This is a genomic window from Novosphingobium sp. 1529, from assembly GCF_040544855.1.
GTDB lineage: Bacteria > Pseudomonadota > Alphaproteobacteria > Sphingomonadales > Sphingomonadaceae > Novosphingobium > Novosphingobium capsulatum.
Genome location: NZ_JBEPKW010000004.1, coordinates 112,929 through 126,378, shown reverse-complemented (window position 1 = coordinate 126,378; position 13,450 = coordinate 112,929). Strand labels below are relative to the sequence as shown.

The 13,450-nt window shown below is 67.5% G+C and carries 13 protein-coding genes; 4 read left to right on the top strand and 9 right to left on the bottom strand.

Translation table 11 applies throughout. The features are described 5' to 3' along the window. Window positions 1-37: 37 nt before the first annotated feature. On the top strand, window positions 38-874 hold the full coding sequence (locus ABIC78_RS10890) for a PhzF family phenazine biosynthesis protein (protein ID WP_022675987.1): 837 nt from the start codon (window positions 38-40) through the stop codon (window positions 872-874). Between the two features lie 116 nt (window positions 875-990). On the opposite strand, the gene rlmN is transcribed toward ABIC78_RS10890, so the two are convergent. Together rlmN and ABIC78_RS10880 are read right to left on the bottom strand one after the other, a co-directional pair. After that, window positions 991-2,268, bottom strand: coding sequence for a dual-specificity RNA methyltransferase RlmN (gene rlmN, locus ABIC78_RS10885; protein WP_022675986.1), 1,278 nt, complete (start codon window positions 2,266-2,268; stop codon window positions 991-993). Window positions 2,269-2,326: 58 nt separating this feature from the next. Next, a complete protein-coding gene (locus ABIC78_RS10880) occupies window positions 2,327-3,046 on the bottom strand; it encodes a 2OG-Fe(II) oxygenase (protein WP_354489621.1) in 720 nt (239 codons plus the stop codon). A 200-nt stretch (window positions 3,047-3,246) separates the two neighbouring features. Between ABIC78_RS10880 and ABIC78_RS10875 the strand changes: the two genes are divergently transcribed. Then, a complete protein-coding gene (locus ABIC78_RS10875) occupies window positions 3,247-3,924 on the top strand; it encodes an outer membrane protein (RefSeq protein ID WP_022675984.1) in 678 nt (225 codons plus the stop codon). A gap of 55 nt (window positions 3,925-3,979) precedes the next feature. Here the strand turns inward: ABIC78_RS10875 and ABIC78_RS10870 are convergent, their stop codons facing one another. The 6 genes from ABIC78_RS10870 to ABIC78_RS10845 all read right to left on the bottom strand — a co-directional run bounded on the left by ABIC78_RS10870 (window position 3,980) and on the right by ABIC78_RS10845 (window position 8,098). Beyond that, complete coding sequence (locus tag ABIC78_RS10870; RefSeq protein ID WP_354489619.1) at window positions 3,980-4,333, bottom strand: invasion associated locus B family protein; 354 nt, start codon at window positions 4,331-4,333, stop codon at window positions 3,980-3,982. Window positions 4,334-4,464: 131 nt separating this feature from the next. Continuing rightward, window positions 4,465-4,668, bottom strand: coding sequence for a hypothetical protein (locus ABIC78_RS10865; RefSeq protein ID WP_022675982.1), 204 nt, complete (start codon window positions 4,666-4,668; stop codon window positions 4,465-4,467). Then, window positions 4,668-4,868 (bottom strand): DUF4169 family protein, encoded by a 201-nt coding sequence (locus ABIC78_RS10860; RefSeq protein WP_022675981.1) that lies wholly within the window; start codon window positions 4,866-4,868, stop codon window positions 4,668-4,670. The genes ABIC78_RS10865 and ABIC78_RS10860 overlap by 1 nt, the downstream gene beginning before the upstream one ends. After that, window positions 4,868-5,527: a histidine phosphatase family protein gene (locus ABIC78_RS10855; protein ID WP_107715709.1), complete on the bottom strand. Its 660-nt coding sequence runs from the start codon at window positions 5,525-5,527 to the stop codon at window positions 4,868-4,870. Before ABIC78_RS10855 ends, ABIC78_RS10860 begins: the two co-directional genes overlap by 1 nt. Then, window positions 5,524-6,012, bottom strand: a complete 489-nt coding sequence (greB, locus tag ABIC78_RS10850) for a transcription elongation factor GreB (RefSeq protein WP_354489616.1) — start codon at window positions 6,010-6,012, stop codon at window positions 5,524-5,526. The genes ABIC78_RS10855 and greB overlap by 4 nt, the downstream gene beginning before the upstream one ends. 40 nt (window positions 6,013-6,052) lie before the next feature. Beyond that, entirely contained in the window at window positions 6,053-8,098 is a 2,046-nt protein-coding gene (locus ABIC78_RS10845; RefSeq protein WP_084390686.1) for a lytic transglycosylase domain-containing protein, read from the bottom strand. Between the two features lie 167 nt (window positions 8,099-8,265). On the opposite strand from ABIC78_RS10845, the gene dapA reads away from it, so the two are divergent. After that, window positions 8,266-9,147, top strand: a complete 882-nt coding sequence (gene dapA / locus ABIC78_RS10840; protein ID WP_022674870.1) for a 4-hydroxy-tetrahydrodipicolinate synthase — start codon at window positions 8,266-8,268, stop codon at window positions 9,145-9,147. A gap of 130 nt (window positions 9,148-9,277) precedes the next feature. Here the strand turns inward: dapA and radC are convergent, their stop codons facing one another. Beyond that, the gene (gene radC / locus ABIC78_RS10835) at window positions 9,278-10,027 is read right to left on the bottom strand and encodes a RadC family protein (RefSeq protein WP_054131954.1); all 750 of its coding nucleotides are present in this window, start codon (window positions 10,025-10,027) and stop codon (window positions 9,278-9,280) included. A 128-nt stretch (window positions 10,028-10,155) separates the two neighbouring features. Between radC and ABIC78_RS10830 the strand changes: the two genes are divergently transcribed. Next, entirely contained in the window at window positions 10,156-13,368 is a 3,213-nt protein-coding gene (locus tag ABIC78_RS10830) for an intermembrane phospholipid transport YdbH family protein (protein WP_354489613.1), read from the top strand. Window positions 13,369-13,450: the final 82 nt, after the last annotated feature.

The window sequence follows — 13,450 nt, the reverse complement described above, 5'->3', positions numbered from 1 at the left end:
CTTGCCCCTGACGCGCCCGCCCGATAGGCATGGCGCCATGCTGCTTGATCTCGTCGATGTATTCGCCTCTGGCCCGCTTTCGGGAAACCCGCTGGCCGTGGTGCGCGGCGGTGACGGGCTCGATACGCCGGCCATGCTCGCGCTGACCCGCTGGCTGGGTTTTTCCGAAACCACGTTTCTCCTGCCGCCCAGCGTTCCCGGCGCCGATTATCGCGTGCGCATTTTCTATCCGGCAGGCGAACTGCCCTTTGCCGGGCACCCCACGCTGGGCACGGCCAAGGCCTGGCTGATGGCCGGTGGCGTGCCGCGCACGCCTGGCCGCCTGGTGCAGGAATGCGGCGTGGGCCTGGTCGAGGTGCGGATGGAAGACGAAACCTTGGCGTTTCGCGCGCCGCCGCTGCTGCGCGGCGGGCCACTCGATGCGGCCGAGCGGGCCGAGGCTATCCGTGTGGCCGGCGTTTCAGCCGATGCCGTGGTCGATGCCATTCATGCCTGCAACGGCCCCGGCTGGCGCCTGCTGCGCCTGCGCAGCGCGGCCGATGTCCTTTCCGCGAGGCCAGTGGCCGAGGCGCCGGTGCCCACCGACGTGGGCCTGATCGGTCCTTGCGAAGAGGGCGATCCTGCCGACTTCGAACTGCGCGCATTTTTTGCCGATCCACAGGGCAAGATCGTGGAAGATCCCGTGACCGGCAGCCTCAATGCCGCCGCCGCGCAGTACCTCTTTGCCGCCGGGCTGGCGCAGGACCAGTATGTTGCCGCGCAAGGCCGCTGCACCGGCGCCAATGGCCGCGTGGTCTTGACCCGCGATGCTGATGGCGCGGTGTGGGTGGCCGGGGCTGTGGAGATGGTCAGCCAGGGCGGGGTGCTGCGCTAGGCCCGGCACCACCCCCCCCCGACCCCCTCCTCTAAAGAGGATGGGGAGTAGTGTAAAAGAAAGCCCCCTCTTCTTCAGGAGGGGGTTGGGGGTGGTGTGAAACCTTGCGCTGCGCCTCAGCCCAAAGCCGCCTGCTTCTCGGCAGCCAGGCGGTCCAACTCGGCGCGGCTGCGGCGTTCGGCGGCGGTCTTGAGCTGGCCACAGGCCGCATCGATATCGCGTCCGCGCGGGGTGCGCACCGGGGCGGAGATGCCGGCCTCGAACACGATCTCGGCAAAGCGCTTGACCCGTTCCGGGGTGGAGCATTCATAGGGCGCACCCGGCCAGGGGTTGAACGGGATCAGGTTCACCTTGGCCGGCAGCTTGTACTGCTTGAGCAGGCGCACGAGTTCGCGTGCATCGTCATCGCTGTCGTTGCGGTCCTTGAGCATCACATATTCAAACGTGATGCGCCGCGCGTTGCTGGCGCCGGGGTAATCGGCGCAGGCCTGGAGCAGTTCTTCCAGGCCGAACTTGCGGTTGATCGGCACGATCTCGTCGCGCACGTCCTTGGTCACGGCGTGGAGCGAAACCGCCAGGTTCACGCCGATTTCCTCGCCCGCGCGGGCCATCATCGGCACCACGCCAGCGGTGGAGAGCGTGATGCGGCGCTTGGACAGCGCCAGGCCATCGCCATCCATCACGAGCTTGAGCGCATCGCGCACGTTGTCGAAGTTGTAGAGCGGCTCGCCCATGCCCATCATCACGATGTTGGTCAGCAGTCGCCCGTCGGCGGTGTAGCTGCCTTCGTCGGCGTCTTCTTCCACCTCGTCGGTGAGGTCCAGCCCCGCCATCGATCCCTTGGGCCATTCGCCCAGCGCATCGCGGGCCAGCATGACTTGGCCAACGATCTCGCCCGGCGTCAGGTTGCGCACCAGCTTCATCGTGCCGGTGTGGCAGAACCGGCAATTGAGCGTGCAGCCCACCTGGCTCGATACGCACAAAGTGCCGCGATCGGCGTCGGGAATGAACACCATTTCAAAGTCATGGCCATCGGCCGTGCGCAGCAGCCACTTGCGCGTGCCATCGGTGGAAACCTGGGCTTCCACCACCTGGGGACGGCCGATGACAAAGCGTTCGGCCAGCCACGGGCGCATGGTCTTGGCAATGTCGGTCATCGCCTCGAACGTGGTCACGCCGCGATGATACAGCCAGTGGAACACCTGCTTGGCGCGCAGCTTGGCCGCCTTGGCATCAAGGCCGGCTTCCTGGAACAGCGCGGCAATCTGCGGGCGGGGCAGGCCGATCAGATCGGTGCGGCCATCTTCGCGCGGGGTAACCGGGCGGGGCACGGGCACAGGATCGACATGGCCGGGAATCGGCATGGACACGGGAAGCGAGGTGGGGGCGTTCATGCGCCGCCATATACGCATTTATGGGAAAATCGCCAGTGGGCGCGAGTGACCCTGCGGTTTAGCGGCGCAACCACCCGGTGATCGCCAGGCGCGGAGCCCCGGCAAAGGGTGCCACCAGCGAGACCGAATGCGCCTGTGGCACACTGAACAGGTGCAGCGCATTGTGCCGTGGCGCCAGGGCGCGGCGCACGTCTCCTGCGCCATCGTGGAACATCAGCAGCCCGCCCCATTCCACCCGCCAGCGCGGCGTCAGGTTGAGGACATAGGCCGCCACGCGGTTCTTGCCCGCGACATTGTCATCATGGCCGGTGAGGAAATGGCCGGGCAGATAGCGCGTGGCCTGGCCATCGACCATGGTGATCGCCGGTTCCCCGGTCAGCGCGCGGAACAGGTCGAGCCAGGGGGGCGTGTTGAATGCCGACACCAGCTGATCCACCGGCCAATTGCGGGCGGCGCGCGCAGCGGCATCGTCGGACACGCGCAGGGAATCGAACAGGAACTGAAACCCGTCGCGCGCCTGGCCGTGCACCGCGTCGAGCAGCGCGGCCTGCGCTTCTGGATCGAGCGCGGCGCGCTGTGCGGGATCGAGATCCCACACTTTGTCCCCTTGGTTGAGCACGCGTGAGAACGGCGCCTCGCCATCCAGCCAGCGATGCAGGACGTCGGCCCCCGCCGCCGGCAAGGCCGGCTCCACGCGGACATGGCCATTGGCGGCAAATTCGGCGGCAGCGGCTTGGGCTGCGGCGGCGCTGACAGCGGGGGAAAGGGGGGTGGCCATGCCGCGTTCTAGCCCGCGAATGGCTGTGGCGCAAATGTCACAGATTTCTTGTTGTGCTACGTTCATGAAACCGGATCGCCTCTCCCTCCGTTCGTTGCAGGTCTGTCGGGTCGCAGCAAGGTTGCCAATCTGGAACCTCTTACAAGAGGCCAGGCAATCGGCCGACAGAAAAAGAACAGTTCGAATGGAGTTGAACCATTATGAAGACCATTCTCGCCAGCGTTGTCGCCGTTTCGGCGCTCGCCGTTTCCGTTCCGGCCTTCGCGCAGGACGCCGGCACCCCCGACGCTCCCAACCGTACGTTCTCCGGCCCGCGTGTCGGCGCCGTTCTGGGCTATGACCTGAGCCGCTCGGGCAGCTCGGTGGACAACGACAACACGCGTAACCAGAAGCAGTCGATCAATGGCCTGCTCTATGGTGGTGAAATCGGCTTTGACGTGCCGGTGGGAACCAATCTGGTTGTTGGTGTCGAAGGTGAAGCGACCGGCAGCACGGCCAAGTGGTCCAACACCTTCGAACCCAACACGTTCAACCTGGGCCGCGTGAGCGCCGGGCGTGACCTCTATGTCGGTGCGCGCGTCGGTTATGCCGTTTCGCCCAAGGCGCTGCTGTTCGTGAAGGGCGGCTACACCAACATGCACTACAAGCTGCAGGGCACCGACGGCCAGACCTCGGAAGACTACCGCATCACCACCGATGGCTATCGCGTCGGCGGCGGTCTGGAATATGCGTTCAGCCCCAAGACCTTCGGCAAGATCGAATATCGCTATTCGAACTACAGCCGCGCCAATTTCAACTTCAACGGCAACACCAGCGACCGTTTCGACGTGGACACCGATCGCCACCAGATCGTCGCCACCTACGGCCTGCGCTTCTGATCGTAGCCGAACCGTTGTTGCAAGGGCGGGCCGGGGGAAACCCCGGCCCGTTTCTTTATTGCCCCGCGCAACCCACGGTGGCGGCGTCCATCGCCGAAGCCGCGCCGCCCAGGCGATAGCTGTCGCGGAACGTGCGGCCATCGCGGGCCTTGCCGCTGACCGTCAATGTTCCCGCCGATCGCAGCCGCGCGACCACGGCGGCATCCATGCGGCGGTCCTGCGCCCAGGCCACCGCATCGCTGGCCATCAACACAAAGGTTTCGCCGTCCACCGACACGGTAACCTTGCTGTTCGGCGCAATGCGGCGCGACAGCCGCCAATGCACCTCGCCACGCACATTGCGGCGCGGCCAGGTGCCGATCGTCATATAGGGCACCACGTCGCGCGGGCGGCTGCTGGGTTGCGGCATGGCGATGGCATAGCAGCGCGGTACGGCGGAATCGCGAAATGCCCCCCAATCCTCCCACACGCCCAGCGAGTCCCGTGCATATGCAGGCCCGGCTCCCGCAAGAGCCAGGCCGGCAGCAAAGAGCGCGGCGCTCAGCCTTCGGCCAGGTCGAGCCATGCGATCACATCGTTGTCGGTGGCGATGAACAGGTCGGCCTGGATATCCTCGCTCTGCTGCGCGGCCAGGGCCATGGCCTGGTCGAGCGGGCCATAGAACAGCGTTTGCGCCGCGCCGCCTTCCGGGCCATCGGACAGGTGATAGAGCCGCACGGTGGCGCTTTCATAGGTGGTGCGCATCAGTCTTGCCCTTGTTCCTTGCCGTCATGATCCAGGCGGTGCCCATCGAGCTGGCGGCGGGCCTGTTCCTCGCGCGCCAGATCAGCGGCCTTTTCCGCCTTGGTGCGCCCAAACCGCGCCCGGTTGGCGGCAGCCTGCGCTTGTGCGGCCTGGCGGTCGCGGGCCTTGCGCGCCTGGCGCAGATTGATCACCTGCGCCATCAGGCGTGCTCCGTGCCGCGGGACGAGCCGAAGAACACCTCTTCGCGGCCGTTCTCGATCAGCGCGATCGAACCCTGCACCAAAGAGGGCGCAATCGGCGCGCCATGATCGGGATGGGGTGGCAACCCGGCCAGCAGGCCACGCAGCACCCGGCTGGAAATGCCGTGCATCACCACGATGTGGGTTTCCTCGGAGATGCCCACGGCATCGATCCAGCGTTGCAGCCGCGCGGCGATGGCCGGGTAATCCTCGCCATCGGGCGCCGGGCGCAGCAGGTGATCGGCCAGCGTGATCGGGCCGTGTTCGGCCTCCACATCGTCATAGCCGCGCCCGATCCACGATCCCATGTCGATCTCGAACAGGTCGGGCGTGCGGTTGGCGGCAAACCAGTCGATGCCCAGTTCCTCGGCAATCAAGGAGGCGGTCTGCAGGGCGCGGCCGGTATCGGAAATGTGCAGCCGCACCACCGGCCGCTCCCCCAGCGCACCGCGCAGGGCCTGGCCCATCATCACCGCCTGCTCAAACCCCTGGCGCGTCAGCGGGGTGTGCATTGCATTGGATTGCAGGCGGCGCGCGGCGTTGAACACGGTTTCGCCATGGCGCAGCACGAAAAAGCGGCCGGGCAAGGCGTGGGCGGGAAGGGCCTGGTCTTCGCTCATGCCGCCACCGGATAGCTGATGCCCATGATTTCCCATTCCTTTTTCCCACCCGGTAGCCGAACCACGCGCAGATCGCCCACCCGTGCCCCGCGCAGCGCCCGCGCGATCGGCGCGCTCCAGCCGATCAGGCCCTTGGACGCGTCCTGCTCATCATCGCCCACCAGGGTCAGCGTGCGGCGGTTGTCGTCTTCGTCGGCCAGTTCCACGGTCGCGCCGAACAGCACGCGGCTCTGGTCGTCCTGCCGCGCCGGATCGACCACGCGCGCCGCCTTCATCCGCCGGGCGAGCCAGGCCAGTTCGCGGTCGATCTCGCGCATGCGCTTGCGGCCATAGAGATAGTCGCCGTTTTCTGACCGATCGCCATTGCCGGCGGCCCAACTGACGATCTCGACGATCGCCGGCCGCTCCGTGCCCAGCAGGTGGTCATAGCGCGCGCGCAGGGCAGCCAGGCCGGCCGGCGTGATCGGGTTGCCATCGGGTTTCATCACTCCCGCCTTTAGCGGGTGGTGACCGCCACAAGCAACCTCAACCCGGCGTCGGCTTGCCCAGGATGTGGCTCATCGGATTGGGCCCGTGCCATTCGGCCTTGTCGGGGTTCATCGCGTCATAGACCACGGCGTTTTCCAGCACGCGCTGCACATAGTTGCGGGTTTCCGACAGGGGAATGCGCTCGATCCAGTCCACCCATTCCACCGCGCCGGTGCGCGGATCGCCATTGGCGCGCAGCCACTTGTTCACGTTGCCCGGCCCGGCATTGTAGGCGGCCACGGCCAGCGGGGTGGAGCCGCCATAGATATCCATCAGCCGGCCGAAAAAGGCGCTGCCCAGCATCAGGTTGAAACCGGCGTCATCGGTCAGCGACTGGGCGGAATAAGCGAGGCCGAGCTTGCCCGCCTGTTCGTTGGCGGTTGACGGCATCAACTGCATCAGCCCGCGCGCGCCGGCATGGCTCATCGCGTTCTGGGCAAACTGGCTTTCCTGGCGGGTGATGGCGTGGATCATCGTCCAGGATTGCTCGGTGCCCGGCGGCACCGGGATCAGCGGAAAGGCGATGTGCTGGAAATCGAGATAGCCGCGCGCGCCGGCCGCCTGGCCGACGATCACGCCCAGATCGCGCCGGCCCAGCTCGCGCGCGAGTTCGGCCACCAGCATGTGCTGGCCCTCGGTCTGCTGCTGGGCGGCGATTTCCTTGAAAAAGCGCACGGTGGTGCGCCACTGGCCGCTGCGCGCCACTTCGCGCACGGCGAGTGTGAGCGGGCTGGCGTTGAAGCGGGCGCGCTCCTCGGCCGTGGGCATGGCGCGCGAATCATAGGCAAAGTTGGGCACGGGCTGGCCCAGCCGTTCCAGGGCGAGCAGGCCATAGAACTGATCGGCATAGCGCGCGGCCATGGCGAAATAGCGCTGCGCATCGCCGGTCAGCCCGGCCTGCGCGGCGGCGCGGCCGGCCCAGTAATAGCCCTTGGCCTTGGTGCCGGGGGTTTGCGCGGCGTTGCCATAGCGCCAGAACAGCGGGGCCGCGCCAGCGCCATCGCCCAGGCGCCACAGCGATTGCGTGCCGCCCAGCCACACCAGCGAGGTGTAGTCATCGCGCAGATCGTACGGCATCTGGCTGATGTCTTCGCCAGGGGCAAAGGCATCGTCCACGCCGCGGGCAATGGCCACCGCACTGCGCGCATCGCCCATCGATGCCGCGCCTTGCGCATTGGCGAGCAGTTCATCGATCCACTTGCCCCGCGCCAGCGGGCGGGCGCGCAGCAGCGGGCGGTTGGCGAGCAGCGCCTGCGCGGCAATGCCCTGGCCCTGCTTGCGCAATTCGCGCGCGCGGGCATAGAGAAAGCCCGGATCGCTGTTGAGCTGGTCGGCCGGGGTGCCGGCGGCTGCGGCAAAGGGATCAAGCCCTTGCAGCGCCATCAGCCGCGCGCCATCGATGCCGCGCCGCTGCGGAGAGACGGCGGCAAAGGCGCGGTTGGCCTGATCGGTGGCGCCGGCCCAGAGCAGCGCGTCCATCCGCGCATCGGCATCGTCTGGCGTGAACGTGGCGCCCCAGGTGGCCTGGATGGCGGCCTCGTCGGCATCGTTCATCGGCCCGCCGCGCCAGGCGGCCTTGGCCATGGCATCGGCATCGGGGCGGCCCAGGGCCCTCAGCGCCAAAGCATAGCGCGCGCGGCCTGGATTGGTCAGCGGCGGCTGCCGATCGAAATAGGCCACCGTGGCGCGCACGTCGCCACCACCGCCCGCGCCAACCTCGCGATCGAGCGCACCTTCGGCATAGCGGCGCAGGCGCTCTTCCTCGGGGAAACCCGGATAAGTCAGCAGGAAGCCGGCATAGTCGGAAAAGGCAAAGCGGTTGGAAGAAGTGAGCAGTTCCCAGCGCGATATGGCCAGGGCCATCGGCCCCTGCTGCCCGGCGACCAATTGCGCGCGGGCGCGGTCCCAGGCGCTGCCATCGGTGTCGGGCCCGGCATCGCTGGCATGCGTGGGCATCGACAGCGCGACCAGCGCGGCCAGCCCGCACAAACCATTGCGCAGGGCGTGGGAAACGGGGATTCGGGGCATGTCCATGGTGGACATCGTCTTTGTGGCCTCCTTATCCGGCGCTGAATGTCTTTTTGCCGTGGCAAAGCAAAGTTTGCTGGGCCGATGTTTGACGGACCCATGTTTGCCGGGGTAAGCGCCCCACGGCAAGCGTCGAGACCTGCCCAGAACCGCATTGTGCGACAAGACGAGGGATAATGTCCATGTTTTCCGGCTCCATTCCGGCATTGGTGACACCGTTTCGCGATGGAGCCGTTGACGAGAAAGCATTTCGCCGTCTGGTCGACTGGCAGATCGAAAATGGTTCGTCCGCGCTGGTGCCCTGCGGCACCACCGGTGAAGCATCGACCCTGTCGAACGCCGAACACCACCGCGTGATCGAGCTTTGCGTGGAACAGGCCGCCGGCCGCGTGCCGGTGATCGCCGGTTGTGGCAGCAACGACACGATGAACGCGCTGCTGCACATGACCTTTTCCAAGAAGTGCGGCGCCCAGGCGGCGCTGTGCGTGGCGCCCTATTACAACCGCCCGAGCCAGGCCGGCCTGATCGCGCATTTCAGCTATCTGGCCGAAAACAACGACCTGCCGATCATTCTTTACAACGTTCCAGGCCGCACGGTGACCGACATCCTGCCCGAAACGGTGTGCGAGCTGGCCAAGCGCTATCCCGACAAGATCGTCGGCATCAAGGATGCCAGCGGCGACCTTTCGCGCGTGACCGACCACCGCATGGGCATCGGCAAGCATTTCTGCCAGCTTTCGGGCGATGATGAATTGGCCCTGCCGGCCAATGCTGCCGGCGCAGTGGGCTGCATTTCGGTGACCGCCAATGTCGCACCCAAGCTCTGCGCCGAATTCCAGGCGGCCTGCGCGGCCAATGACCTCGCCCTGGCGCGCGAGTTGAACGACAAGCTCTATCCGCTGCACTATGCCATGTTCGAAGATGCCTCGCCGGGGCCGGTCAAGTATGCGCTGTCGCGTGTGCACGAATGGATGGGCGAGGAACTGCGCCTGCCGATGGTTCCGTGCAGCGACGCCGCGCGCCAGGCGGTGGACGCCGCGCTGGAGCATGCTGGCCTGGTGTAAGCCTCTTGATAGGAAGAATCCTCCCCTCCTCTTCAGAGGGGGGGCTGGGGGTGGTGCTGGCCCTGGCGCGACGCGCCATGTTTCCACCACCCCCCGACTCCCTCCTCTGAAGAGGAGGGGGAGTTTCTTTTCAGATCAATCCCTTGGCCTTGAGCGAGGTATGGCCTTCGCGGCCGATGATCACGTGGTCGTGCACGGTCACGCCCAAAAGCCGTGCGGCTTCCATGATCTTGTGGGTGATCTGGATATCGGCGCGGCTCGGTTGGGTGCTGCCCGAGGGATGGTTGTGCACCAGGATCAGCGCGGCCGCGCCGATCGCCAGGGCCTTGGCAATGATCTCGCGCGTGTAGATCGCGCTTTCATCGAGCGTGCCGTCGCTCACGATCTGGTCGAGCAGCAGGCGGTTCTGGGTGTTGAGATAGAGCACGCGCACGCGTTCGTGGTTCAGGTGCGCCATGTCGATGGTGAGATAGTCGATCAGCGCCTGCCAACTGGAAAGCACCGGCATTTCCTGCACTTGCGCGCGGGCCAGGCGCCGCGCGGCAACGCCGGCGATGCGCAGCGCGGCGGCGGCGGCTTCCTTGATGCCGGGCACGGCCTGCAACGCGCGCGGATCGGCGTTGAACACGCCGGGCAACGAGCCAAAGCGTTGCAGCAGCATGCGCGCCAGCGGCTTTACGTCCATGCGCGGGATCACGGTCATCAGCAGCGCCTCGATCACCTCGTGATCGGCCAGGGCATCGTCGCTGCCGCTCAACAGGCGGCGACGCAGGCGGGCGCGGTGGCCGGATGGATCGTGCGCCGCCTCGCGCACCCGATCCGGCACGAGATCGGCCGTGGGCGCCGATCGTTCAGGAAAGAGTCGGGGTTCGTCCGGCATGACCTCGTGCGGGCAAGAAGGTGTGGGCGCAAAAAGCACGGCACCGGACCGACCGGCACGCGTTGGCGGGAAGAATGTTACGGTGATTTGCATTGCCCAAGCGCGGGCCATGCGCAAGAAGGGGGCGAATGGCGGATACGACCGATTTGGCGGAACCCGATGGTCCGGTGCCCAAAGGGCGGCGGCGGCATTGGCGTGTGGCACTGTGGGCCACCGGCGCGGCGGTGCTGGTGGCGGGTGGCGGCCTGTGGCTGGCGCGCAACCGCATCGCCGATGGCGTAATCGCGCGCGAACTGGCGGCGCTGGGCCTGCCGGCGCGCTATACCATCGTGTCGATCGGGCCTGGCCGTGAAGTGCTCGCCAATGTGGTGGTGGGTGATCCCGCGCGCCCCGATCTGGTGATCGAGCGGGCCGAATTGAGCCTGGCGTGGAGCCTGACCGGCCCGCGCATTGGCCAGGTCACGCTGGTGCGGCCGCGGCTCTATGGCACGGTCCATGGTGGGCGCGCGAGCTTTGGCGCGCTCGACAAGGTGATCTATGCGCCGTCTTCCTCCAAGCAACCGTTTCGCCTGCCCGATTGGCGGCTGACGATCATCGATGGGCGCGGCTTGGTCGATGCCGATCAGGGGCGGGTGGCGTTCAAGGCCGACGGGGCGGGGGCCTTGCGCGACGGGTTTGCCGGCACGCTGGCGGCGGTGGCGCCGCGCCTGGCGCTGGGCGCCTGCAGCACCGGGCGGGCAACCGCGTTTGGCCGCGTGACGATCCGCAACGAACAGCCGCGCTTTGTCGGCCCGGTGCGTGTGGCCAACCTGGCCTGCGGCAGCGCCGGCCTGGCGGTGCGCGGTGCTGACCTCAATCTCGATGCGCTGGCCGATCGCGATCTTGCCGGGCTGAGCGTCAAGGGGCAGTTGCGCTCCAGCGCCTTTCGCGCCGGCGCCGTCTCTGGCGAGACATTGGGCCTCGATACCGCATTGGCCTGGCGCGGCGGCGCGCTGCGCGGGCGCGTGGCGGCGACGGCCGGCGGCGTGCGCACCGCGCAGGGCGGGGTGGGCCTGCTGGAACTCGATGGCCTGGTCAAGGCGCGGCCGGCGGCGGCTGCAGGCGGCGTGCCCGATGCCGAATTTCGCGGCACGATCGATGCGCGCGGGCTGCGCCGTGGGCCGATGCTCGACCAGGCGCTCGTCTCGGCCCAGGCCGCGGTGGCTGGCACGCTGGCCGCGCCGATGGTGGCACAGGTGCGCCGCCGCCTGCACGAGGAAGAGCGCGGCAGCCGCTTTGCCGCCGATCTTACGCTGCGCCACGGCCATGATGGCGCCTGGGACGTGGTCGTGGCCCAAGGCGCGTTGCGCGGCGGCAGCGGGCAGGCGCTGCTGGGCCTCAACAAGGTGCGCGTGTTTGGCAGCAGCGCGGCGACGCCCCGCTTTGCCGGCAATTTCGTGACCGGAGGCAATGGCCTGCCGCGCCTGTCGGGCACGATGGAGCGGCTCGGCAACAGCGGCGCGCAGTTTCACCTGACCATGGCGGATTATGCCGTGGGTGGCGGGCACCTGGCCGTGCCGGAACTGGTCGTGGTGCAGATGCCCGACGGCGCGCTGGGCTTTTCGGGGCAGACGCGCCTGACGGGCGCCATTCCCGGCGGGCGGGTGGAGAACCTGCGCCTGCCGATCAACGGCGCCTATGGCCGGCATGGCGCCCTGGCGCTGTGGCGGCGCTGCATCCAGCCCGCGTTCGATTCGCTGGAACTGGGGCAGATGGCGATCGACGGGCAGACGCTCACGGTGTGCCCGGTGGGCGGGCAGGCGATCGTTTCTGCCGGCAGCACGCCGCTGCGCGTGGCGCTGGGCACATCGGCATTGCGCATGACCGGGCGCATGGGCGAAACCCCGCTGCGCCTGGAAACCGGGGCCGTGGGCCTGGCCTGGCCCGGCACGCTCACCGCGCGCGGCGTCAACGTGGCGCTGGGACCAGAGGCCACTGCCACCCGCCTGACCCTGGCCGACCTTACCGCGCGGCTGGGCAAGGATTTCACCGGCAGCTTTGCCGGGGTGGAAGCCCGCATGGCCGCCGTGCCGCTCGATATCACGGGCGCCACCGGAACCTGGCGCTTTGCCGATGGCAAGCTGGCGCTGGCCAACACCGCGTTTGACCTGACCGATCGCGCCAGCCCGGCCCGCTTTGCCAAGCTGGCCGCGCGCGACGCCACGCTGACGTTGGCCGATGGGCGAATCGCCGCGCAAGCCGTGCTGCGCGATGCGCGCAGCGGCCGCCCGGTCACCACCGTCAATGTCGACCATGACCTGGCCCGCGCCACCGGCCATGCCGATCTGGTGGTGGACAAGCTGGTGTTCGACAAGGACCTCCAGCCCGCGCAGTTGACGCCCCTGGCGCTTGGCCTGATCGCCAATGCCAACGGCGCGATCACCGGCAAGGGGCGGATCGACTGGCAGGGCGACAAGGTTGCCTCGTCTGGCCGATTCGGCAGCCAGGGGCTGGATTTTGCCGCTGCGTTCGGCCCGGTGAAGGGCCTTTCCGGCACGCTGGACTTTACCGACCTGCTGGCGATGGAAACCGCCCCGCACCAGATTCTCAAGGTTGCCTCGATCAATCCCGGCGTGGAAGTGACCGACGGCAAGGTCGATCTGCAGCTCAAGGCGGGCCAGGTGGTGCAGCTCAACGGCGCGCAGTGGCCGTTCATGGGCGGGCGCCTGTCGCTCGAGCCGACCACGCTGCGCTTTGCCCTGGCCGAGGAACGCCGCTTTGCCCTGGTGATCGAGGGGCTGGATGCGGCGCAGTTCGTCTCGCATATGGAAATGGCCAACATTTCGGCCACCGGCACGTTCGATGGGCGCCTGCCGGTGGTGTTCGATGCCACGGGCGGGCATATCGTCGGCGGGGCGCTGGCCTCGCGCGGGGGCGGCAATGTCTCTTATGTTGGCGCGCTGACCTACAAAGACCTCTCGTTCATGGCCAACTATGCATTCCAGGCGCTGCGGTCCCTGGATTACAAGCACATGACCATCGCCCTGCGCGGCGACATCGCCGGCGATTTCGTTACGCAGGTGCAGTTCGGCGGGGTGAGCCAGGGGACAGGGGCGAGCCGAAATTTCTTCACGCGCCAGATCGAAGGCCTGCCGATCCAGTTCAATCTCAACGTCCGGGCGCCGTTCTACAGCCTGCTGGGCACCTACAAGTCGATGTATGACCCCTCGGTCGTGGCCGATCCCCGCACCGTGGGCTTGCTCGATGCCAAGGGGCGCGTCGTGCCACGCACGCCAGCATCGGCCGCCTCGCCGGCCGGCCAGCCCGCCATTCAGCCTTCAGCAAGTGGAAACATGCCATGAGCCGCAAATCGCATTGCCCTCTCTTGACCGTGCATCATGGCACTGCAACGATTGCCGGGTGCAACGGCCAAAAGGGGGGTGC

Excerpts from the sequence above, each read along its gene's own strand:
- ABIC78_RS10855 (WP_107715709.1), bottom strand. The coding sequence starts at position 5,527 with ATGAGCGAAGACCAGGCCCTTCCCGCCCACGCCTTGCCCGGCCGCTTT.
- rlmN (WP_022675986.1), bottom strand. The coding sequence starts at position 2,268 with ATGAACGCCCCCACCTCGCTTCCCGTGTCCATGCCGATTCCCGGCCAT.
- ABIC78_RS10875 (WP_022675984.1), top strand. The coding sequence starts at position 3,247 with ATGAAGACCATTCTCGCCAGCGTTGTCGCCGTTTCGGCGCTCGCCGTT.
- ABIC78_RS10870 (WP_354489619.1), bottom strand. The coding sequence starts at position 4,333 with ATGCCGCAACCCAGCAGCCGCCCGCGCGACGTGGTGCCCTATATGACG.
- radC (WP_054131954.1), bottom strand. The coding sequence starts at position 10,027 with ATGCCGGACGAACCCCGACTCTTTCCTGAACGATCGGCGCCCACGGCC.
- ABIC78_RS10860 (WP_022675981.1), bottom strand. The coding sequence starts at position 4,868 with ATGGCGCAGGTGATCAATCTGCGCCAGGCGCGCAAGGCCCGCGACCGC.
- ABIC78_RS10845 (WP_084390686.1), bottom strand. The coding sequence starts at position 8,098 with ATGTCCACCATGGACATGCCCCGAATCCCCGTTTCCCACGCCCTGCGC.
- ABIC78_RS10865 (WP_022675982.1), bottom strand. The coding sequence starts at position 4,668 with ATGCGCACCACCTATGAAAGCGCCACCGTGCGGCTCTATCACCTGTCC.
- dapA (WP_022674870.1), top strand. The coding sequence starts at position 8,266 with ATGTTTTCCGGCTCCATTCCGGCATTGGTGACACCGTTTCGCGATGGA.
- greB (WP_354489616.1), bottom strand. The coding sequence starts at position 6,012 with ATGAAACCCGATGGCAACCCGATCACGCCGGCCGGCCTGGCTGCCCTG.
- ABIC78_RS10830 (WP_354489613.1), top strand. The coding sequence starts at position 10,156 with ATGGCGGATACGACCGATTTGGCGGAACCCGATGGTCCGGTGCCCAAA.
- ABIC78_RS10880 (WP_354489621.1), bottom strand. The coding sequence starts at position 3,046 with ATGGCCACCCCCCTTTCCCCCGCTGTCAGCGCCGCCGCAGCCCAAGCC.
- ABIC78_RS10890 (WP_022675987.1), top strand. The coding sequence starts at position 38 with ATGCTGCTTGATCTCGTCGATGTATTCGCCTCTGGCCCGCTTTCGGGA.